Genomic DNA, 18859 nt, shown 5'->3' with positions numbered 1-18859 from the left:
AGTGTTCCGCGCCAATGATAGAACCAGAATAAGAAAGGGGCGGCCCCGAAGGACCGCCCCCGAACATGCGATCCGGCCCAGGCCGGATGGCGTCAGCCGAAGGCGTTCAGCCCGGTCTGGGCGCGGCCCAGGATGAGGGCGTGCACGTCATGCGTGCCCTCATAGGTGTTCACCGTCTCAAGGTTCATGACGTGGCGGATCACGTGGTACTCGTCCACGATCCCATTGCCGCCATGCATGTCGCGGGAGACCCGGGCGATATCGAGCGCCTTGCCGCAGTTGTTCCGCTTCATCATGGAGATCATCTCCGGCGCAGCCTTGTGCTCGTCGAACAGGCGCCCGAGCCGCAGCACGCCCTGTAGGCCGAGGGTGATCTCGGTCTGCATGTCCGCCAGCTTCTTCTGCACCAGCTGGGTCTGGGCCAGCGGGCGGTTGAACATCTTGCGGCCCATCGTGTACTCGCGGGCGCGGTGCCAGCAATCCTCAGCGGCGCCCATCGCGCCCCACGCAATGCCGTAGCGGGCGCGGTTGAGGCAGGAGAAGGGGCCGGCCAGGGACTTCACGCCGGGCAGCCGGTTCTCCTCGGGGACGAAGACCTCGTCCATCATGATCATGCCGGTGACGGAGGCGCGGAGGGACATCTTGCCCTCGATCTTGGGGGCGGTGAGGCCCTTCATGCCCTTGTCGAGGATGAAGCCGCGCAGCACGCCCTCGTCGTCCTTCCCCCAGACCACGAAAACATCCGCGATCGGCGAGTTGGAGATCCAGGTCTTGGAGCCAGAGACGAGATAGCCCCCATCCACCTTCTTCGCCCGCGTCCGCATCGAATTCGGGTCGGAACCCGCATCCGGCTCGGTCAGGCCGAAGCAGCCCACCCACTCGCCGGTGCGGAGCTTGGGCAGGTACTTGTCCTTCTGCGCCTCGGAGCCGAAGGCCCAAATCGGGAACATGACGAGGGAGGACTGCACGGAGAAGGCGGAGCGGTAGCCGCTGTCCACCCGCTCGACCTCACGCGAGATCAGCCCGTAGGAGACATAGCCGACGCCCGCGCAGCCATGGCTGTCCAGCGTCGCGCCCAGGAAGCCCATCTCACCGAACTCGTTCATGATCTCGCGGTCAAACTTCTCGTGGCGGTTCGCCATGAGCACGCGGGGCATGAGCTTGGACTGGCAGAAGTCCCGCGCCGCGTCGCGGATCATGCGCTCGTCTTCGGTCAGCTGCTCCTCGAGCAGGAGGGCATCGTCCCACACGAAGGTGCCCATCTTGGCGGCCGGCTTGGGCGCGATCGGGGTGACGACATTCATGGCTGCGTTCCTCTCGGAGAGCGGTAGCGATAGCAGGGGCGCCTGATCCCAGAAGGGGAGCGCGGGTCGGGGAAGGGGTTTAGCCCCTTCCCCCGCTTTCGTCAGGCCGCTTCGGCCTCATTCTCCGGGGCGCGCTTGGGGCGCGGAACCGGGATGAGCATGAAGGCCGGGACGGCATCGCCAAAGCCCACGACGGAGGGGCCGAGATCCTCCTGGCGGTGACGGTAGTTCTCGCGGCGGGCGCGGTCGTCGCGGCGCGGGCGCTCCTCGCGGCTGCGCTCCTCCGCGGACCACTCCCGGGTGGCGTCGCGATTGACCTCGTCCAGCACCCGGTCGCCAGAGCGGGATCCACGGTCACGATCGCCACGGCGGTCATCCCGGTCATCGCGCGGGCTGCGGGCTTCGCGATCCTCACGCGGGGCACGGGCCTCGCGCTCCGCGCGCGGCGCACGGCTCTCGCGATCCTCGCGCGGCGCGCGTGCCTCCTTCTCCTCGCGGGGTGGGCGGGCCTCGGTGCGGGCGCCACGGCCCTCGCGGCGGCCACCCTCGGGGCGAGCCTCGCCACCACGCTCGCGGCGGGCATCGCCACGGCCGCGCTCGCCACGGCCGCCATCGCGGCCGCCACGGGATTCGCCGCCACGGCCCCGGCCCCGGCGGCCGACCGCCTTCAGCCCTTCCTGAATCTCCTCCGGGGAGACCGGGTCAAGGCCCTCGATGGTCATTGGCGGAATGGGAAAGCCGGTGAGGGTTTCCACCGCCGCCACGGCCTTCGCCTCATCGGCGGTGGCCAGGGTATAGGCATGGCCCTCGCGCCCCGCGCGGCCGGTGCGGCCGATGCGGTGGACATAGTCCTCGGCATGGAAGGGCACGTCGAAGTTGAAAACGTGGGAGAGACCGCCGATGTCGATGCCGCGCGCCGCCACGTCCGAGCAGACGAGCAGCTGCAGCTCATTGGCCTTGAACTTCTCAAGCGTCGCGAAGCGCACGGACTGCGCCAGGTCGCCATGCAGGGCCCCAACGCTGAAGCCGTGCTTTTTCAGGCTCTTGTGAAGGATGTCAACATCAACCTTGCGGTTGCAGAAGATCAGCGCGTTCTGAACCGACTGGCTCTTGATGAGCCGGCGCAGGGCCTCGCGCTTGTCACGCTCCTGAACCCAGATGAGCCCGGCGGTGATGGTGGTCGCGACCGAGGCCGGGGCGGAGACAGTGATCTCGCGCGGGTTCTGCAGGAAGGCATCGGCCAGGCGCCGGATTTCAGGCGCCATGGTGGCGGAGAAGAACAGCGTCTGGCGCAGCTTCGGCAGCATCGAGACGATGCGCTCGACATCGGGGATGAAACCCATGTCGAGCATCCGGTCCGCCTCGTCGATCACCAGCACCTTGCAGTCGGCCAGCAGGATGCGCCCGCGGTCGAACAGGTCCAGCAACCGTCCGGGGGTGGCGATCAGGACGTCCACGCCCTTCTCCAGCACCGTCTTCTGCTCGTCCATGCTCTCCCCGCCGATCAGCAGGGCATGGGTGAGGTTCAGGTACTTGCCGTATTTCACAAAGTTCTCGGCCACCTGCAGGGCCAGTTCGCGCGTCGGCTCCAGGATCAGGCTGCGCGGCATGCGGGCCTTGGCGCGGGAGCCGGCGAGGATGTCGAGCATCGGCAGGGTGAAGCCGGCGGTCTTGCCAGTGCCCGTCTGGGCGCAGCCGAGCACGTCCCGGCCCATGAGCACGACGGGGATCGCCTGCTCCTGGATGGGGGTGGGGTGGACATAGCCGGCTTCGAGGACGGCCTTCAGGATCGGCTCCGAAAGGCCAAGATCGGAGAAGGTGGTGCGGGGGGAGATGTCCTCCTCCTCGTCCCCATCATCCTCGTCCTCGTCCTCGTCCTCGTCCTCGTCCTCGTCGTCCGAGGAGGAATCCTCCATGTCGGGACCCGTCTCGCCGGTGTCATCGCCATCCGGGCCGGTCTCGCCTACCGACTCGCCATCGGCGCCCTCGTCGGGCGAATCCGTGCCGGAGGCCAGGGCCTCGACAGGCTCGGCAGCCTCGAAGGCCGCGGGCGTCTCGGCAAAATGCGGGGACGTGCCTTCGCCCACCGGGTCACCGTCCGCGGCGCCCGTCGCAGCGGGGGCCTCGGCCGGGCCGTGCGCGGCCAGGGGCTGGGCCCCGGATTCGGCACCCTGGGCCATGGCCTTCTGTTCGGCACTGTCGGCGGAGCTGGGCAGGTCGTGTTCGGTCAAGCGTATGTTCCTGTGCCGCCGCCCGGCCTGGTTCGGCGGGGGCGGCGAAAAGTCGGGGCTGCGTCGTTCAAAGAAGCCGGATATTGGTCGGGCGCCGTGCGGCGTGCCGGAGGGCGCCCGGCCGATGGTCCGGCGTGGCGCGGCGGAGCCCAATGCCCCAGCAGCGCGACACGCAGCCGCTCGCGCGCGATATGCGCCCGCAACGCTTCGGATGCAAGCCGGAGCGGAAAAATCCGGGCGGTTGCATGGGCTGCGAGGCGTCATTACCACGTAGGCATGCCCGCTGTCCCGCTTCCCGTCGCCGGACCGATGCCGCTGCTCCTCCTGCCTGGGCTGCTCTGCGACGAACGGCTGTGGCGGGACCAGGTGGCAGGGCTCACCGACCTTGCTGAGCCGGTGGTGGCGGATCTGACGCTGGATGCCGGCGTGCCGGCCATGGCGGCGCGGGCGATCGCCATGGTGGAGGGGCCCTTTGCCCTGGCGGGCCTATCCATGGGCGGATACGTGGCCTTCGAGGTGATGCGGCAGGCGCGTGACCGCGTGACGCGGCTGGCGCTGTTCGACACCTCTGCGCGCCAGGACACGGCGGAGCAGGCGAAACAGCGGCGGGGGCTGATGTCGCTGACGCGCTCCGGGCGCTTCAAGGGGGTGACGCCGCGCCTGCTGCCGCGCCTTCTGCATGAGCGGAACCTGCCCGGGCCACTCGCGGGCGAGGTAATGGACATGGCGGAACGGGTCGGGCGCGATGCCTTCCTGCGGCAGCAGGAGGCAATCCTGGGGCGCCCGGATTCGCGCCCGTATCTGGCCAGCATCGCCGTGCCGACCCTTGTGGTCGCGGGTGAGGCGGATGTGCTTACACCGCCGGAACTGGCGCGGGAGATCGCGGCGGGAATCGCTGGCGCCGTGCTGCATATCCTGCCCGGCTGCGCGCATCTGCCGAGCATGGAGGAGCCCGCGGCGGTGACCACGCTGATGCGTGAATGGCTTGCCTGAGCAGAGCCTTCCAAGGCCGCCGGACGCTTCCCATATGGTCCGCATGATGGTCGCCAGGCGCATTGCCCTGGCGGCGGCGCTGCTGGCGTCGCCGCTCATCCTCACCGCCCCCGCCGATGCGCACGGTGGGGCAAGCTTCGGAATCGGCATCGGGGTGCCGGTCTATCCGGCTTATCCCGCCTACCCGGCCTATCCCTACGCATACGGCTATCCGGTGGTGCCCCCGCCTGCCTATTACGCGCCTCCATTTCCGGCCTATGCGCCGCCACCGCCCGCCTATTCCGTGCCGCGTCCGCCAGGGCAGACCTGCTATGCGGGCGCCTATGTCTGCCCGCTGGACCGGAATCTGAGCGCGGGCGACGCCTGCGGCTGCCTGGCGCCCAATGGGCAGCGGGCTTGGGGACGCGTGGGCTGAAACCCCTCCGCTGGGACAGGGCGGCGCCGATTGCGGCGCCGGCGGGCGTGGCGCTGAAACCGTGATCCCCGGGCATCGCTTCCTTTTGCCGGAAGGAACGCTGCCCATGCCCGATACCGATAGCGCCGAGACCATCGTCGAGCCAAAGGAAGCCGCCCGCGCAGCCGGGCTCCGCTATGTCAGCGACGCGAAGCCCGGCATCACCCGCGAGCCGAAGGGCGATGGCTTCGTCTATCGCGACGCTGCCGGGCAATTGGTGAAGGACGAGGCGGTGCTGGAGCGCATCCGCTCCCTGGCCATTCCGCCGGCCTATACCGATGTCTGGATCTGCCCCCATGCCAACGGGCACATCCAGGCCACGGGCCGCGACGCGCGGGGTCGCAAGCAGTACCGCTACCACCCGCGCTGGCGCGAGACGCGGGATGCCACGAAATACGAGCACATGGCGGAGTTTGCCGAGGCGCTACCCGCGATCCGGGCGCGCGTCGCGGCCGACCTACGCCGCAAGGGCCTGCCGCGCGAGAAGGTGCTGGCCACCATCGTCCGACTGCTGGAGACGACGCTGATCCGCGTCGGCAACGACGACTATGCGAAGGAGAATGGCTCCTTCGGCCTTACCACGCTGCGGAACCGGCATGTGGCCGTGAAGGGCGAGACGATGCGCTTCGCCTTCAAGGGCAAGAGCGGGAAGACCTGGAAGCTCGGCGTGCAGGACCGGCGCGTGGCGAAGGTGGTGCGAGAATGCCAGGACCTGCCGGGACAGGAGCTCTTCGCCTATGTGGACGAGGATGGCACGCCGCATGACGTTACCTCGGGAGACGTGAACGACTACCTGCGCGGGATCACAGGGCGCGACATCACGGCGAAGGATTTCCGCACCTGGGCTGGCACGGTTATGGCCGCCCTCGCGCTGCGGGAGTTCGAGGCCGTGGACAGCCAGGCGGCGGCGAAGCGCAACATCCGGGCTGCAATCGAGAGCGTGGCCGCACGGCTGGGGAACACGCCCACTGTCTGCCGCAAGTGCTACGTCCATCCGGACCTTCTGGATGGCTACATGGACGGCCAGCTGGCGCTGGAGATGGCCGGGCGCGCAGAGGAGGAGCTGCGCGAGGAGATGGAGGACCTTCGCCCGGAGGAAGCTGCCGTGCTGGCGCTGCTGGCGCGGCTCAAGGTCAAGAAAGATGCCGCGCCAAGGCCGCGCGCGCGGAAGGTGGCCGGGCGGGCAGCGGTGGCGGCCTGAGCGCGCGCGCAGCTGTCATTCGACCGGGCGGCTCGCTGCCGCCATGCTTCCTTGCCGCAGCGGCGCTGGAAGCTGACGCGGCGGGAGGATGCAAATGAACGAACTCTTTTCGCGCCGGGCTGCGCTGTGCGGCGCGGGAGTGCTCATGGCGGCCGGGCTACCGGCATCGCGGCCGGCCTCGGCGCAGGCCGCCGGAGCGGCGGGAATGGTGCGCGGCGTGGCCGGGCCCGTGAAGTTCTCCAGCGGCACCGAGGCGCCGCGCACGCCCGCACCGCACCTGGCGACGGATTGCCACCACCACGTCTATGACGCGCGCTTCCCGCCCGATCCGCGCACGCAGCTCCGGCCGCCCGATGCCTCTCCGGCGGATTACCAGGCGCTGGCGCGGCGGCTGGGAACGCAGCGCTCGGTGCTGGTCACGCCCTCCACCTATGGCACGGACAACAGGCTGCACCTGCAGGCGATGCGGGAGCTGGGGCCGGAGCGGACGCGCATGGTCGCGGTGGTGGATACGAGCGTGACCGACGCCCAGTTGCGCGACATGCACGAGGCAGGGGTGCGCGGCATCCGCTTCAACCTGGTCCAGGCGGGCGTGACCACGCTCGACATGCTGGAGCCGCTTTCGGCCAGGGTGCAGGCGATGGGCTGGCACACTCAGATCCATATGCTGGCCGGCCAGATCGCGGAGAACGAGGCGCTGCTCTCGCGCCTCGCCTCGCCCATCGTCTTCGACCACATGGGCCGGGTGCCGATGGACAAGGGGGTCGAGCATCCAGGCTATGCCGCCGTCCGGCGGCTGCTGGAGCGCAACAAGGCCTGGGTGAAGCTGTCGGGCGCCTATATGGACACGAAGGTCGGTCCCGCGGGCCGCTGGTCCGACACGATCCCCGTCGCGCGTGGCTATGCGACCGCCGCGCCGGAACGCTGCGTCTGGGCGAGCGACTGGCCCCATGTGACCGAGCCGCCGGAGAAGCCCGACGATGCAGCGTTGTTCGACCTGCTGACGGAATGGGTGCCGGACGAGGCAGCGCGCAAGCGCATACTGGTCGACAATCCGGCCATTCTTTACGACTTCCCCCGCGCCTAGGCGGGTGCCCCGTGCCGGCTGTGCTGCCGGCGCGGGGCGGCCCTAGCCTCTCAGTGCCGCGCTTCGCTGTCCATATGGGCGAGCTGGGCTTCCGCATAGCGGGCGCCTGCCGCGGCCCCAGCCGGCACCGCCCGCTCGATGGCAGCCAGCGTCTCCGCGTCCAGGCGGATGGTTGCCGCGCCCAGGGCTTCCTCCAGCCGGTCCCGTCGGCGCGCGCCAACCAGGGGGACGATGTCCGCGCCACGCGCCGCGACCCAGGCAATGGCGAGCTGTGCGACGGTGACGCCATGCGCCTGCGCGATACCGCGCAGCGCCTCCGCCAAGGCGAGGTTGCGGTCGAGGTTCTCGCCCTGGAAGCGGGGGGAGGCGGCGCGGAAGTCCTGCGGGCCACCGCGTTGCTTTGACCAATGGCCGCTGATCAGCCCGCGCGACAGCACGCCATAGGCGGTGATGCCGATGCCGAGTTCCCGGCAGGTGGCAAGGATCTCCGCCTCGATGCCGCGCGAGAGCAGCGAGTATTCGATCTGGAGGTCGGCGATCGGGTGCACGGCATGGGCACGGCGGATGGTCTGCGCGCCGACCTCCGAGAGCCCGATATGGCGGATATGCCCGGCCTTCACGAGATCGGCCATGGCGCCGACCGTCTCCTCGATCGGAACCTGGGGGTCGAGCCGCGCCGGGCGGTAGATGTCGATATGGCCGGTGCCGAGGCGCTGCAGGCTGTAGGCGAGGAAGTTTTTCACGGCCGCTGGGCGGGAGTCATAGCCGCCCCATGACAGGTCCGGGCCGCGCAGAGCGCCGAACTTCACGCTGATGGTGAGGTTGTCGCGCGGGAGGCTGCGCAGCGCCTCGCCGATCAGCATTTCGTTGTGCCCCATGCCGTAGAAGTCGCCGGTGTCGAGCAGGGTGATGCCGTGCTCCACCGCCATAGCGATGGTGGCCAGGCTCTCCGACCGATCCGCGGGGCCGTAGAAGTCCGACATGCCCATGCAGCCGAGGCCGATGGCGGAGACAGTGGGGCCGGTGGTGCCGAGGCGACGCTGTTCCATCGTTGATCTCCGTTCGATGCCCAGGATGGGCTGCGGCGCATATGACGCCCTGGCGCCTGACCTTTAATCCCGTATGATCCGCATGGGTTGTTCGGAGCAGCCGAAGAATGCGTGCCTCGCTAGAGGACCTGGAGCTTCTGGCGGCGATCGCGCGGCATGGCAGCTTCCGCCGTGCGGCGCTCGAGGCGGGGCTTTCGCCATCCAGCGCGACGGAGCGCATCCGCGCGCTGGAGGACCGGATCGGCGCTCGGCTGCTGAACCGGACCACGCGCAGCGTAAGCCCGACCGAGGCCGGTGCCTCGCTGCTGGCGCGGCTCGCGCCGGCGCTGGGGGAGATCGAGGCGGCGCTGGACGCGGCCGGGCAGGCCGGAGCCGCCGTTTCCGGCACGCTGCGCATCAATGCGCCGCCGCCTGCCGCGCAACTCGTGCTCGCGCCGATGTTGCCACGCTTCCAGGCGCGGCATCCGCGAGTGGTGGTGGACGTAACCTCGGAGACAGGCTTCGTCGATATCGTGCAGGGTGGCTTCGATGCCGGAGTGCGCTACGGGGAGAGCCTGGCGCGGGATATGATCGCGGTGCCGCTCGGCGGCCCGCAGCGCTATGTGCTGGTGGCCTCCCCGGCGCTGCTCGCCGTGGTGGGCGCGCCGGAGGAGCCGCGGGCGTTGCTGCGCCGCCCCTGTATCCGCTTCCGCTTCGCGAGTGGGGCCCTGCCGGCCTGGGAGTTCGAACGGGCGGGGGAGGTGGTCAGCATACGGCCCGAGGGGCCGCTGGTGACGAATGACGCGCCGCTCGCCCTGTCCGCCGCCATAGACGGGCTGGGCTTCTTCGTGACCTTCGAGGGTTGGGCGCGGAAGGCCATCGAGGATGGGCGGCTCGTCTCTCTGCTGGAAGACTGGCTGCCGCCCTTCGAGGGGCCGTTCCTATATTACCCGTCGCGCCGCCACATGCCGGCGGCGCTGCGGGCCTTCATCGACTTCGTAAAGGCGGAGCGCTGAGCGGAAGGCTCAGACGTCCACCTCCGCCTCATCCAGCTTGGACGCGTTCTCCTGGATGAACTTGAAGCGCAGCTCAGGCTTGCGGCCCATCAGCGCCTCGATCAGCTCGGCCGTTTCGGCGCGGGCTTCCTGCGGCAGAACGACGCGCAGCAGGGTGCGCTTCCTCGGGTCCATCGTCGTCTCCTTGAGGGCGGCAGGGGGCATTTCGCCCAGGCCCTTGAAGCGGCTGACCTCGACCTTCTGGTTCGCCTTGAACTCGCGCTTCAGGATGCGCTCGCGGTCCGCATCGTCGCGCGCATAGATGCTCTTGGCGCCATGCTGCAGCCGGTACAGGGGCGGCTGGGCAAGGAAGACGCGCCCCTCCCGAACCAGGGCCGGCAGTTCCTTATAGAAGAACGTCATCAGCAGGGCGGCAATATGCGCGCCGTCCACATCGGCGTCCGTCATGACGATGATGCGGCCGTAGCGGAGCCGCGCAAGGTCAAAGCGGTCGCCGATGCCGCAGCCCAGCGCCTCCACGAGGTCCCGGAGTTCCTGGTTCGCGCGCAGCTTCTCCGTGCTGGCGGAGGCAACGTTCAGGATCTTGCCGCGCAGGGGCAGCACGGCCTGGGTCATGCGGTCGCGGGCCTGCTTGGCCGAGCCGCCGGCGGAGTCACCCTCGACGAGGAACAACTCGGTGCTGGCGGCATTCTCGCTGGAGCAATCGGCCAGCTTGCCGGGCAGACGCAGCTTGCGCGTCGCGGACTTGCGGGGGGTGTCCTTCTGCTCCTTGCGGCGGATGCGCTCTTCCGCGCGCTCGATCGCCCAGGAGAGGAGGTTGTCGGCGTTGCGCGTGTCGCCGGTAAGCCAGTGGTCGAAATGGTCGCGCAGCGCCCCTTCCACCAGGCGCGACGCCTCGGGCGAGGTGAGCTTGTCCTTGGTCTGCCCCTGAAACTGCGGGTCGCGCACAAAGACCGAGACCATGCCCGCGAGGCCGCCGAACAGGTCCTCCGCCGTCACACTGGCGGCGCGCTTCTCCTTCCTCAGCTCGCCATAAGCGCGCAGGCCCTTCACCAGGGCGTTGCGGAAGCCGGCCTCATGCGTGCCGCCCTGGGGGGTGGGGATGGTGTTCGCGTAGGTCGAGAGGAAGCCCTCGCCCTGCTCCAGCCAGGTCGCTGCCCATTCGGCGCGGCCGGCGCCGCCGGGGAAGGTGGATTCACCGGCCCAGGGGGTCGGGATGACAGTGGGCTTTCCCTCGATGGCGGCGGCCAGGTAGTCCGAAAGGCCGCCGGGGAAGTGGAGGGTTGCCTGGGCGGGGGTGTCGTCCTTGATCAGCCGCGGATCGCAGGACCAGCGGATCTCGACGCCCTTGTAGAGATAGGCCTTGGATCGGCAGAAGCGGTACAGGCGCGCGGCCAGGAACTGCTGCTTGCCGAAGATGTCAGGGTCCGGGCGGAAGCGGATGGTGGTGCCGCGGCGGTTATGGACCGGGCCGGCGTTCTTCAGCTTCCCGAGCGGCTTTCCGCGTGAATAATCCTGGGTGAAGAGCGTGCGGTCGCGGGCGACCTCCACCTCCATCCGCTCGGAGAGGGCGTTGACCACCGAGGAGCCGACGCCATGGAGGCCGCCCGAGGTGTCATAGGCCTTGCCACTGAACTTGCCCCCCGAGTGGAGGGTGGTGAGGATCACCTCCAGCGCCGAAAGCTTCGGGAACTTGGGATGCGGGTCCACCGGGATGCCGCGGCCATTGTCGCGCACGGTTAGCCAGTTGTCAGGCTCCAGCGTGACCTCGATACGGTCGGCATGGCCGGCCACCGCCTCGTCCATCGCATTGTCGATGACTTCGGAGGCCAGGTGATGGAGGGCGTTCTCGTCGGTGCCCCCGATATACATGCCGGGGCGGCGGCGGACAGGCTCCAGGCCTTCCAGCACCTCGATGTCGGCGGCGGAATAGGATTGCTGGGCCGCGCCCTTGGGGGGGCGACCGCCGAATAGGTCGTTCATGTCTTGTTCTGGTCCCCTGGCCCAAACTACCTCGCCATGGGCCCGAAATGCAACCGCCCCCGGCACCTGGGGCGCCGGGGGCGGGGCTGCGTACGGACGGGGCCGTGGATGGGGTCAGTGCTTGCCCTGCAGATGGGCCTCGATCATCCACAGCGCCTTGTCCACCTCCCGGGAGACCTGGGTCAGCAGGTCCGAGGTGTCGGCGTCACCAGCCTCGTCGGTGGTGTCGATGCCCTCGCGCAGGGCCTGCGCCATTTGGGCGTAGCGGTCGGCCAGTGCCGTGCAGTGATCCATCCCGTCAAGGATCTTGGCGTCATAAGGGGTGATCTTGGTCTGGGCGCCGACGGCCTGCGTGGTGCCGTCCGGTATGCCGCCAAGCTGCACGGCACGTTCGGCCAGCTCATCCGTCTGCGCGTTCAGCATGATGTAGAATTCCTCGAACATCTTGTGCAAGCCGTAGAAGTGGCTGCCCTTGACGTTCCAATGCGCCTGGCGGGTCGCATTGGTCAGGTCGATGATGTCGGCGAGGGCACTCTGCAGCACGCCGACGCTGACCGCCTTGCCGTTGTTCGGTGTGTCGTTGCGCGTTTTGTTCGGCACCTTGGCGGCTTCGGTCTTCGGCATCGGGGGCTCCTCGGGTTCCGCTTGACGGGTCAGATGAAGGGTCATGACGCGCCTTCGGCAACCCGAATGCCTCAGCGAAGGGAAGGTTTCGCGCACGCCCCTGCACCGAGAGGATCGCATGGCCGTGCCGGGGGCGGGAGGCCCAGGCGCGCCTGCCCGTTCCGCTGTGTGCGTCCGCCCCTGCGCAGGAAGGTTGGAGGGTAATGGTGCCGATCTGCAGGCCCTCTCGGCGCAATGGACTACTGGAAGGCAGCACGGGGGCATGAGCCACCAGCCGCCGCGGGATGCCAAGCGGCCCCGTGCAGGCGGCGCTGCCGGGCCATTACACCGGAAGCTGCACGAAGCGCTCGGCTTCCGGCGCCGTGCCCTCCTGCTGGAAGGCCGCGGCGGCGGCGAGGATGGTGTGGTCGTGCTCGGAGAGGCGTGACTGCTCGCGCAGATGGTCCGTCCAGGAGCGGACCGACCAGAGTTCGACATAGCGTTCCGGATGCGCCACGTCCTCGTAGAGGCGCCAGAAGGTGGCGCCGGCGCGCAGCCGCACGCCGCGCACCTCGGCCATGGCGCGCAGGAACGCGTTCCGTGAAGTGGCGGGCACAGCGTAACGAACAGATTCGAGCAGCCGCGCCTCGGCGGTGCGGAGGGTGGGCAGGAGTTCAGGCGCGGGGGCCTCCGGAACCGGCTCCACCTGGTTTGGCCGGGCCGGGGCAGCCGGTCCGGATTCGATCGGCAGGTGGCGCACGACAAGGGACAGGATGACGCTCGTCAGGCCGAAGGCGACGACGGTGTAGGGCACCCCGATGGTGGCACCGCCGACGCCGCCCAAGGTGGAGCCGAGGGCCATGGCGCCGAAGGTCGCCACCTGAAACAGGCCGAGCGCCCGCGCCCGGACCCAGGGCCTCGCCGCCATCTGGGCCGCGGCGCCAAGGGTGGAGGTCATCCCGAGCCAGGAAGCGCCGTAGAGTAGCATGGCGATGCCCGCGGGCAGCCAGTGATGAGAGAGGCCGAGCAGGGTCATCGAGAGCCCAATGCCGATCCCGCAACCCACCACGGTGTTTGAGCGGGTCATGACGTTGCGGAGCGACGGTAGGGCGAAGCTCGCGGCCACCGCTCCCACGCCCATAGCCCCCAGCATCATGCCGAAGGCCTCTGGCCCGAGGCCCAGCTGGAAGCGCACGAGGAGGGGCAGCAGGCCCCAGACCGCCGAGCCGGCGAAGAAGGACAGTGTGGAGCGGATGATGATGCCGCGCATGACCGGACTGGCCAGGACGTAGCGCACGCCGCTCCCCATCGCGTCCACCAGCCCTTCGCGCGGCGTGGTGTCGGCATCCGGGGCGCGTTTCCAGAAGAAGAGCGCGGTGATGAGCACGCAGAAGCAGATGGCATTGAGCGCGAAGGCGAATTGCGCGCCCGCCCAGCCGAGCACCACGCCACCCAGGGCCGGGCCGACGGCGCGGGCCAGGTTGAAGCCCATGCCGTTCAGCACGATGGCCTGCACCAGGTCCTCTCGCGGGACCAGTTCCGGCGTGGTCGCGCCGAAGGCGGGGAAGTTCGCCGCCGCGCCCATGCCGATGCAGAAGGTGAGCGCCAGGAGGCCCCAGGGGCCGAGGACGCCCGCGGCCGTCAGGACGCAGAGAATGATGGCGGTTGCGATGAGCCAGATCTGCGTGGCGATGAGAAAGCGGCGGCGGTCCATGGTGTCCGCCAGCGCGCCCGCCGGCAGGGCGAGAAGGAACACGGGGAGAAGCGTTGCCACCTGCACGAGGCTGACCATGACCGGCGATGGGGAGAGCGAGGTCATCAGCCAGCCCGCGGCGGTGCTTTGCACCCAGCCGCCGATGTTGCTGACGAGTGTCGCGATCCAGAGCATCCGGAAGGCAGGGTTCCGGAAGGGAACGAAGGCGGCGGGTGCGGGCATTGGTGGGGAAAGGCCGTAGGAAGGTGGCGGTTTCGTGTCCCGCCGGACATGGCGGAAGGCGTCGGACTGCCTTCTGCGGTGCGGCGCGCCCGACAGGGTGGTAGAGCGTGGCGCCATGCTCAAGCGCTTCTTTTCATATTACCGCCCGCACCGGCGCCTCTTCCTAATGGACTTCGGTTGCGCCGTCCTGTCCGGGCTGCTGGAGCTGGGCTTCCCCCTTGCTGTGAAGGCCTTCGTGGACCGGCTGCTCCCGGGGCAGGACTGGCCCTTGATCGGCCTGGCGGCGGCGGCGCTGCTGGTGGTGTACCTGCTGAATGCGGGGTTGATGGCGGTGGTCACCTATTGGGGCCACATGCTGGGCATCAACATCGAGACCGAGATGCGCCGGAAGGCCTTCTCGCATCTCCAGAAGCTCTCCTTCTCCTATTATGACAATCACAAGACAGGACATCTGGTGGGCCGCCTCACCAAGGACCTGGAGGAGATCGGGGAGGTCGCTCATCACGGGCCGGAGGACCTGTTCATCGCGGTGATGACGTTCCTCGGCGCTTTCGCGCTGATGTTCGCGGTGAATCCGGAACTCGCGCTGATCACCGCGGCCATCGTGCCGCTGACGGGCTGGCTGACGGCGCGCTTCGGCGGCCGGATGACGCGGAACTGGCGGGCGATCTACGGGCGGGTGGGCAATTTCAATGCCCGGATCGAGGAGAATGTCGGCGGCATCCGCGTGGTGCAGGCCTTCGCCAATGAGGACCACGAGCGGCGCCTCTTCGCACGGGACAACGAGGGCTATCGCTCGACGAAGCTGGAGGCCTACCGGCTGATGGCGGCGAGCGGGGCGCTCTCCTACCTGTCGATGCGGCTGACGCAGGTGGTGGTGATGGTGGCGGGAAGCTGGTTCGTCCTCCGGGGCGAGCTGACGGCTGGCGGATTCATCGGCTTCCTTCTGCTGGTGGGCGTGTTCTTCCGGCCGGTGGAGAAGATCAACTCGGTCATGGAGACCTATCCGAAGGGCATAGCGGGCTTCCGCCGCTACACGGAGCTGATGGACACCGCGCCCGACATCGCCGACCGGCCGGAGGCGCTGGCAGTGTCCGAACTGCGCGGCGAGATCCGCTACGAGGGCGTGCGCTTCGCCTATGGCGCCCCCGAATCGGCTGGCCGTCCGGTGCTGGACGGGATAGACCTGCATATCCGTCCTGGGGAGACGGTGGCCTTCGTTGGCCCCTCGGGCGCGGGGAAGACGACGCTCTGCTCCCTGCTGCCGCGTTTCTACGAGACGACGGGCGGGCGGATCACCGTCGACGGGATCGACATCGCGGATATGACGCTGGCCTCGCTGCGGGGGCAGATCGGGATCGTGCAGCAGGACGTGTTCCTGTTCGGCGGCACGATCCGGGAGAACATCGCCTATGGGCGCCTCGGCGCATCCGAGGCCGAGATCCTGGAGGCTGCGCGGCGAGCGCGGCTGGACGGGGTGATCGCGGCGCTGCCGGAGGGGCTGGACACCGTGATCGGAGAGCGCGGGGTGAAGCTCTCGGGCGGGCAGAAGCAGCGCCTCGCGATCGCGCGCATCTTCCTGAAGAACCCGCCGATCCTGATCCTGGACGAGGCGACCTCGGCGCTGGACACGGAGACGGAGCGGGCGATCCAGGCCTCGCTGCAGGAGCTGTCCGAAGGCCGGACGAGCCTGGTGATCGCGCATCGTCTCGCGACGATCCGGGATGCGGACCGCATCGTGGTGGTCGACCAAGGCCGGGTGGTGGAGCAGGGGCGGCATGGGGAGCTGCTTGGCCGGGGCGGGGTGTATTCGCGGCTGGCGGCGGTGCAGCGGGCGGGGTGACCCTGGGGGGCGCAGCAGGATTATCCAAGCGGCCGCGGGTCCTATGCGATAGCGTAACGCTCCGGATGACGGAGGATGCGCCATGTTCGATCCGACGACCTACACGGGCTTCCACACCTGGATGAGCCTAATTGCCCTCGCAGCCGGCTTGCCGGTGGTGGGCGGAATGCTTGCGGGACGGGAGCGACGCGGCTGGACCGTGCTCTTCCTGGTCACGGCGATCGGGACCAGCGTCACAGGCTTCGGCTTTCCCTTCAACGGGGTGTTGCCCTCGCATGTCGTCGGGGCCGTGGCGCTGGCGGTGCTAGCCATCGCGCTGGTGGCGCGTTACGGCCGGAACCTGGCAGGGCGCTGGCGCGCAGCCTATGCAGTGGCCATGGTCGTCAGCGTCTATCTGCTGGCCTTCCTGGCGGTGGCGCAGATATTTCAGAAGGTTCCGGTGCTGGCCGCCATGCCGCCCACCAGCTTCGCGATGGCACAGCTGGCGCTGCTGGCGGGCTTTGCCCTGCTGACGGTGCGGACGATGAAGTGCTTCCGCGTGGATCCGCTGGTGCCGCCGCTAGTGCTGCCGGCCTGAGGAGAAGCCGTGCTCACCGCGGCTTGTTTCGCTGGTCCGGCGGCTGGGCGGCTAGGCTGAGGCCATGTCCGAGCGCTTCGCGAGCTATGCCGAGTTCTGGCCGCATTACCTGCGGGAGCATGCGGACCCGCTGACGCGCCGCGTGCATGTCGCAGGCACGCTGCTCGGCATTGCCCTTTTCCTGGCCGGCATTGTGACCGGGCGCTGGTGGCTCGTGCTGGCCGGGGTGGTGAGCGGCTATCTCTTCGCCTGGGTGAGCCATATGGCGATCGAGCGGAACCGCCCAGCGACCTTCACGCATCCGCTCTGGTCGCTCGGTTCCGACCTGCGGATGGCTTGGCTTTTCCTGACCGGCCGGCTTGGCGAGGAGCTGCGCCGCGCCGGCCTGCCGTGACGGGCAGGGGCGCGCGGCGCATTACCTCTCCAGCAGGAAGTCGATCAGAACGGCGTTGAACGGCTCCGGCTGTTCCACCGTGAAGGCGTGCCCACCCGTCTCGGTGATCCAGAGCCGCGCATTGGGCAGCCCCTCCACGAGGGCCTGGGAGGCGGTCCAGGGTACCAGCAGGTCGTCGCGGGATGCGGCGACGAGAGTGGGGGCGGTGATGGTGGCGAGATCCGCGCGCGCGTCAAAGGCGCGGAGGGCGCCGATGCGCTTCAGAAGGTTCGCCTCGCCCTGGAAATGGGCGGTGCCATGGGCGATCTCGGCATCCAGCTTTTCGTAATGGGCCGCCATATACGGGGCGGTGTGCAGGAAAAGCGGCTGGGCGGCGACATAGGCCGCAGGGCCCTGCGACTTCAGGATGCCGATGCGGATGTCGAAGCAGCGTTCTGAATGACGCTCGACCTTCGCCCAGGCATTCACCGGGACGAAGCGGGCAAGCCGCGAAGGATGGCGGCGCGCCAGTTCCAGCCCGACGAGCCCACCCAGGGCGTGGCCGAGGAAATGCGCGCGTTCGATCCGGGCCGCGTCCAGCACCTCGACCACGTCATCGGCCATGTGGCCGATGGTGTAGCCCTCGGGCAGGGGGGCGGCGTTGCGGCCTGTGCCGCGCTGGTCGAAGGCGATGACCTGGAAGTGCTCCTCCAGCGCCGCGCGCTGCGGCGCCCAGAAGGCTGCGGCCCCGCCCAGCCCTGCGGAGAGGACGACCGCCTCCGTGCCGGGCTTGCCCGTGATCTCGTGCTTCACTTGCCAATATGCGCGACGGTCGCGATCTCGACGAGGGCGCCTGGCTTCACCAAGCCACACTGGATGCAGTAGCGCGCCGGCTTGTCGCCCGGGAAATACTCCGCATAGACGGTGTTGACCGCGCCGTAATTCGCCCAGTCGGTGACGAAGATGTGGTTCATCGTGACATCGGCCATGGTGCCGCCCGCAGCTTCCACCACGTCCTTGATGAGTTCCAGCACATGGCGCGTCTGGGCGGCGGCGTCGCCCAGGTGGACGACGTTATTGTCCTTGTCGAAGGGCAGGGTGCCGGAGACGTAGAGCACGCCATCGGCCATGGCGCCGGGGGAATAGGGGGCAAGTGGCTTGCCGGAGCCTGCGGGGATGACGGCCTTCATGGGCATGGTGCGATGGTCCTGTGTGTCAATCGGCGCGGATGCCGGCGGCGCGGATGGTGGCGCCCATACGGGTCACCTCCTCCGCGATGAAGCGGCCGAATTCGGTGCCGGGCAAGGGGCGGGGCAGGCTTCCCGTCTCGGTGATGCGGGCATGGACGGCGGGGTCGTTCACGGCGGCGATGGCGCTGGCCTCCAGCTTCGCCACGCGCTCCGCGGGCACGGCGCGCGGGACAAAGAGGCCGAACCAGCCGACGGAGACGAGGTCCACGCCCGACTCCTTCAGCGTGGGCACCTCGGGGAAGGCGGGGACGCGCTCGGCGCTGGTCACGGCCAGGGCCTTCATCCGCCCACCCTTCACCAAGCCTGCGGCGGCGGAGATGGTCTGGAACATCACCTCGACGCGTCCGCCCATAACGTCGCTGTTCGCGGCCGCCGTCTCCCGGTAGGGGACATGGGTGAGGTTCAGGCCGGTGGCGAGGGTGAATTGCGCGCCGGCCAGGTGCAGCGAGGTGCCGTTGCCGATGGAGGCGTAGTTCGCCCCCTTGCTGCGGGCTAGGGCAATGAACTCCTGCACCGTCTTCACCGGAAGGTCGTTCGACACGACCATGATGTTCGGCACCACCGCGAGCATGGCGACCGGAGTGAAGTCCTGGTCCGGGTCGTAGGGCAGGCTGGGAAAGAGGAAGCGGTTCACCGCGAGCGGCAGGCCGTTGAGGAGGATGGCGTGCCCGTCCTTCTCCCCCTGGGCGGCGACGGCGGTGCCGATGTTGCCACCGGCGCCCGTGCGGTTCTCGATGGCGATCGGCTGGCCGAGGCTGCGCCCCATCGGTTCCGCGGCGACACGGCCGAGGAAGTCCGCGGCACCCCCGGGCGGGAACGGGACAATCATGCGCATGGGTCGTTCAGGAAAGGCCTGGGCCCGCGCGGAGATCGGGGCGAGCAACGCGGGCGCGGCGAGGAGCGAGCGCCGGGAGAGCAGCGGCAAGCAGGTGGTCCTTACCCAAGGCTGGCGGGCGGATGACGCAAGGGCCATCCACCCG

17 protein-coding genes are annotated in these 18859 nt (G+C 69.0%); 8 read left to right on the top strand and 9 right to left on the bottom strand.

Features of this window, described 5'->3' with window-relative positions; all coding sequences use genetic code 11:
* Positions 1–92 precede the first annotated feature (92 nt).
* Positions 93–1304 carry an acyl-CoA dehydrogenase gene (locus GSE44_RS12710; protein WP_159349197.1) on the bottom strand — a complete coding sequence of 404 codons (1212 nt, stop codon included), beginning with the start codon at positions 1302–1304 and terminating at the stop codon, positions 93–95.
* Positions 1305–1405: 101 nt separating this feature from the next.
* Entirely contained in the window at positions 1406–3220 is a 1815-nt protein-coding gene (locus GSE44_RS12705; protein ID WP_408015105.1) for a DEAD/DEAH box helicase, read from the bottom strand.
* A gap of 591 nt (positions 3221–3811) precedes the next feature.
* Here GSE44_RS12705 and GSE44_RS12700 point away from each other — a divergent pair.
* The 4 genes from GSE44_RS12700 (at position 3812) to GSE44_RS12685 (ending at position 7270) form a co-directional block, all read left to right on the top strand.
* Positions 3812–4528 (top strand): alpha/beta fold hydrolase, encoded by a 717-nt coding sequence (locus GSE44_RS12700; protein ID WP_159349196.1) that lies wholly within the window; start codon positions 3812–3814, stop codon positions 4526–4528.
* Positions 4529–4562: 34 nt separating this feature from the next.
* Complete coding sequence (locus tag GSE44_RS12695) at positions 4563–4943, top strand: hypothetical protein (RefSeq protein WP_159349195.1); 381 nt, start codon at positions 4563–4565, stop codon at positions 4941–4943.
* Positions 4944–5049: 106 nt separating this feature from the next.
* Positions 5050–6183, top strand: coding sequence for a DNA topoisomerase IB (locus GSE44_RS12690; protein WP_159349194.1), 1134 nt, complete (start codon positions 5050–5052; stop codon positions 6181–6183).
* Positions 6184–6277: 94 nt separating this feature from the next.
* The gene (locus GSE44_RS12685) at positions 6278–7270 is read left to right on the top strand and encodes an amidohydrolase family protein (protein ID WP_235924765.1); all 993 of its coding nucleotides are present in this window, start codon (positions 6278–6280) and stop codon (positions 7268–7270) included.
* 50 nt (positions 7271–7320) lie between these two features.
* Here the strand turns inward: GSE44_RS12685 and GSE44_RS12680 are convergent, their stop codons facing one another.
* Positions 7321–8319 carry an aldo/keto reductase gene (locus tag GSE44_RS12680; protein ID WP_159349193.1) on the bottom strand — a complete coding sequence of 333 codons (999 nt, stop codon included), beginning with the start codon at positions 8317–8319 and terminating at the stop codon, positions 7321–7323.
* A gap of 107 nt (positions 8320–8426) precedes the next feature.
* Between GSE44_RS12680 and GSE44_RS12675 the strand changes: the two genes are divergently transcribed.
* On the top strand, positions 8427–9314 hold the full coding sequence (locus tag GSE44_RS12675) for a LysR family transcriptional regulator (protein WP_159349192.1): 888 nt from the start codon (positions 8427–8429) through the stop codon (positions 9312–9314).
* A gap of 9 nt (positions 9315–9323) precedes the next feature.
* Here the strand turns inward: GSE44_RS12675 and parE are convergent, their stop codons facing one another.
* The 3 genes from parE to GSE44_RS12660 form a co-directional block, all read right to left on the bottom strand.
* Positions 9324–11297: a DNA topoisomerase IV subunit B gene (parE, locus tag GSE44_RS12670; RefSeq protein WP_159349191.1), complete on the bottom strand. Its 1974-nt coding sequence runs from the start codon at positions 11295–11297 to the stop codon at positions 9324–9326.
* A 114-nt stretch (positions 11298–11411) separates the two neighbouring features.
* Complete coding sequence (dps, locus tag GSE44_RS12665) at positions 11412–11921, bottom strand: DNA starvation/stationary phase protection protein Dps (RefSeq protein ID WP_159349190.1); 510 nt, start codon at positions 11919–11921, stop codon at positions 11412–11414.
* 322 nt (positions 11922–12243) lie between these two features.
* The gene (locus GSE44_RS12660) at positions 12244–13953 is read right to left on the bottom strand and encodes an MFS transporter (RefSeq protein WP_235924764.1); all 1710 of its coding nucleotides are present in this window, start codon (positions 13951–13953) and stop codon (positions 12244–12246) included.
* On the opposite strand from GSE44_RS12660, the gene GSE44_RS12655 reads away from it, so the two are divergent.
* From GSE44_RS12655 to GSE44_RS12645, 3 genes are all read left to right on the top strand, one after another.
* On the top strand, positions 13952–15679 hold the full coding sequence (locus GSE44_RS12655; protein ID WP_159349189.1) for an ABC transporter ATP-binding protein: 1728 nt from the start codon (positions 13952–13954) through the stop codon (positions 15677–15679). The two genes, GSE44_RS12660 and GSE44_RS12655, sit on opposite strands and share 2 nt — an antisense overlap.
* Positions 15680–15761: 82 nt before the next feature.
* Positions 15762–16256, top strand: coding sequence for a hypothetical protein (locus GSE44_RS12650; RefSeq protein WP_201306053.1), 495 nt, complete (start codon positions 15762–15764; stop codon positions 16254–16256).
* A 64-nt stretch (positions 16257–16320) separates the two neighbouring features.
* Positions 16321–16650 carry a DUF962 domain-containing protein gene (locus GSE44_RS12645; RefSeq protein WP_159349188.1) on the top strand — a complete coding sequence of 110 codons (330 nt, stop codon included), beginning with the start codon at positions 16321–16323 and terminating at the stop codon, positions 16648–16650.
* 21 nt (positions 16651–16671) lie between these two features.
* On the opposite strand, the gene rutD is transcribed toward GSE44_RS12645, so the two are convergent.
* From rutD to GSE44_RS12630, 3 genes are read right to left on the bottom strand one after another with little or no spacing between them, the layout of a single operon-like run.
* Positions 16672–17442, bottom strand: coding sequence for a pyrimidine utilization protein D (rutD, locus tag GSE44_RS12640; RefSeq protein WP_159349187.1), 771 nt, complete (start codon positions 17440–17442; stop codon positions 16672–16674).
* Entirely contained in the window at positions 17439–17825 is a 387-nt protein-coding gene (gene rutC / locus GSE44_RS12635) for a pyrimidine utilization protein C (RefSeq protein ID WP_159349186.1), read from the bottom strand. The genes rutD and rutC overlap by 4 nt, the downstream gene beginning before the upstream one ends.
* A gap of 19 nt (positions 17826–17844) precedes the next feature.
* Positions 17845–18804, bottom strand: coding sequence for a Bug family tripartite tricarboxylate transporter substrate binding protein (locus GSE44_RS12630; RefSeq protein ID WP_159349185.1), 960 nt, complete (start codon positions 18802–18804; stop codon positions 17845–17847).
* Positions 18805–18859 lie beyond the last annotated feature (55 nt).

Origin of the sequence: Muricoccus harenae (assembly GCF_009848505.1) — a bacterium.
In the GTDB taxonomy this organism is placed as follows: domain Bacteria; phylum Pseudomonadota; class Alphaproteobacteria; order Acetobacterales; family Acetobacteraceae; genus Roseomonas; species Roseomonas harenae.
The sequence above is the reverse complement of the archived record's forward strand: the minus strand, read 5'-3'. Positions and strand labels throughout refer to the sequence as shown.

Bases quoted from the DNA above. Each gene is read 5' to 3' on its own strand.
- GSE44_RS12710 (WP_159349197.1), bottom strand. From the start codon at position 1,304: ATGAATGTCGTCACCCCGATCGCGCCCAAGCCGGCCGCCAAGATGGGC.
- GSE44_RS12705 (WP_408015105.1), bottom strand. From the start codon at position 3,220: ATGGAGGATTCCTCCTCGGACGACGAGGACGAGGACGAGGACGAGGAC.
- GSE44_RS12700 (WP_159349196.1), top strand. From the start codon at position 3,812: ATGCCCGCTGTCCCGCTTCCCGTCGCCGGACCGATGCCGCTGCTCCTC.
- GSE44_RS12695 (WP_159349195.1), top strand. From the start codon at position 4,563: ATGGTCCGCATGATGGTCGCCAGGCGCATTGCCCTGGCGGCGGCGCTG.
- GSE44_RS12690 (WP_159349194.1), top strand. From the start codon at position 5,050: ATGCCCGATACCGATAGCGCCGAGACCATCGTCGAGCCAAAGGAAGCC.
- GSE44_RS12685 (WP_235924765.1), top strand. From the start codon at position 6,278: ATGAACGAACTCTTTTCGCGCCGGGCTGCGCTGTGCGGCGCGGGAGTG.
- GSE44_RS12680 (WP_159349193.1), bottom strand. From the start codon at position 8,319: ATGGAACAGCGTCGCCTCGGCACCACCGGCCCCACTGTCTCCGCCATC.
- GSE44_RS12675 (WP_159349192.1), top strand. From the start codon at position 8,427: ATGCGTGCCTCGCTAGAGGACCTGGAGCTTCTGGCGGCGATCGCGCGG.
- parE (WP_159349191.1), bottom strand. From the start codon at position 11,297: ATGAACGACCTATTCGGCGGTCGCCCCCCCAAGGGCGCGGCCCAGCAA.
- dps (WP_159349190.1), bottom strand. From the start codon at position 11,921: ATGCCGAAGACCGAAGCCGCCAAGGTGCCGAACAAAACGCGCAACGAC.
- GSE44_RS12655 (WP_159349189.1), top strand. From the start codon at position 13,952: ATGCTCAAGCGCTTCTTTTCATATTACCGCCCGCACCGGCGCCTCTTC.
- GSE44_RS12660 (WP_235924764.1), bottom strand. From the start codon at position 13,953: ATGGCGCCACGCTCTACCACCCTGTCGGGCGCGCCGCACCGCAGAAGG.
- GSE44_RS12650 (WP_201306053.1), top strand. From the start codon at position 15,762: ATGTTCGATCCGACGACCTACACGGGCTTCCACACCTGGATGAGCCTA.
- GSE44_RS12645 (WP_159349188.1), top strand. From the start codon at position 16,321: ATGTCCGAGCGCTTCGCGAGCTATGCCGAGTTCTGGCCGCATTACCTG.
- rutC (WP_159349186.1), bottom strand. From the start codon at position 17,825: ATGCCCATGAAGGCCGTCATCCCCGCAGGCTCCGGCAAGCCACTTGCC.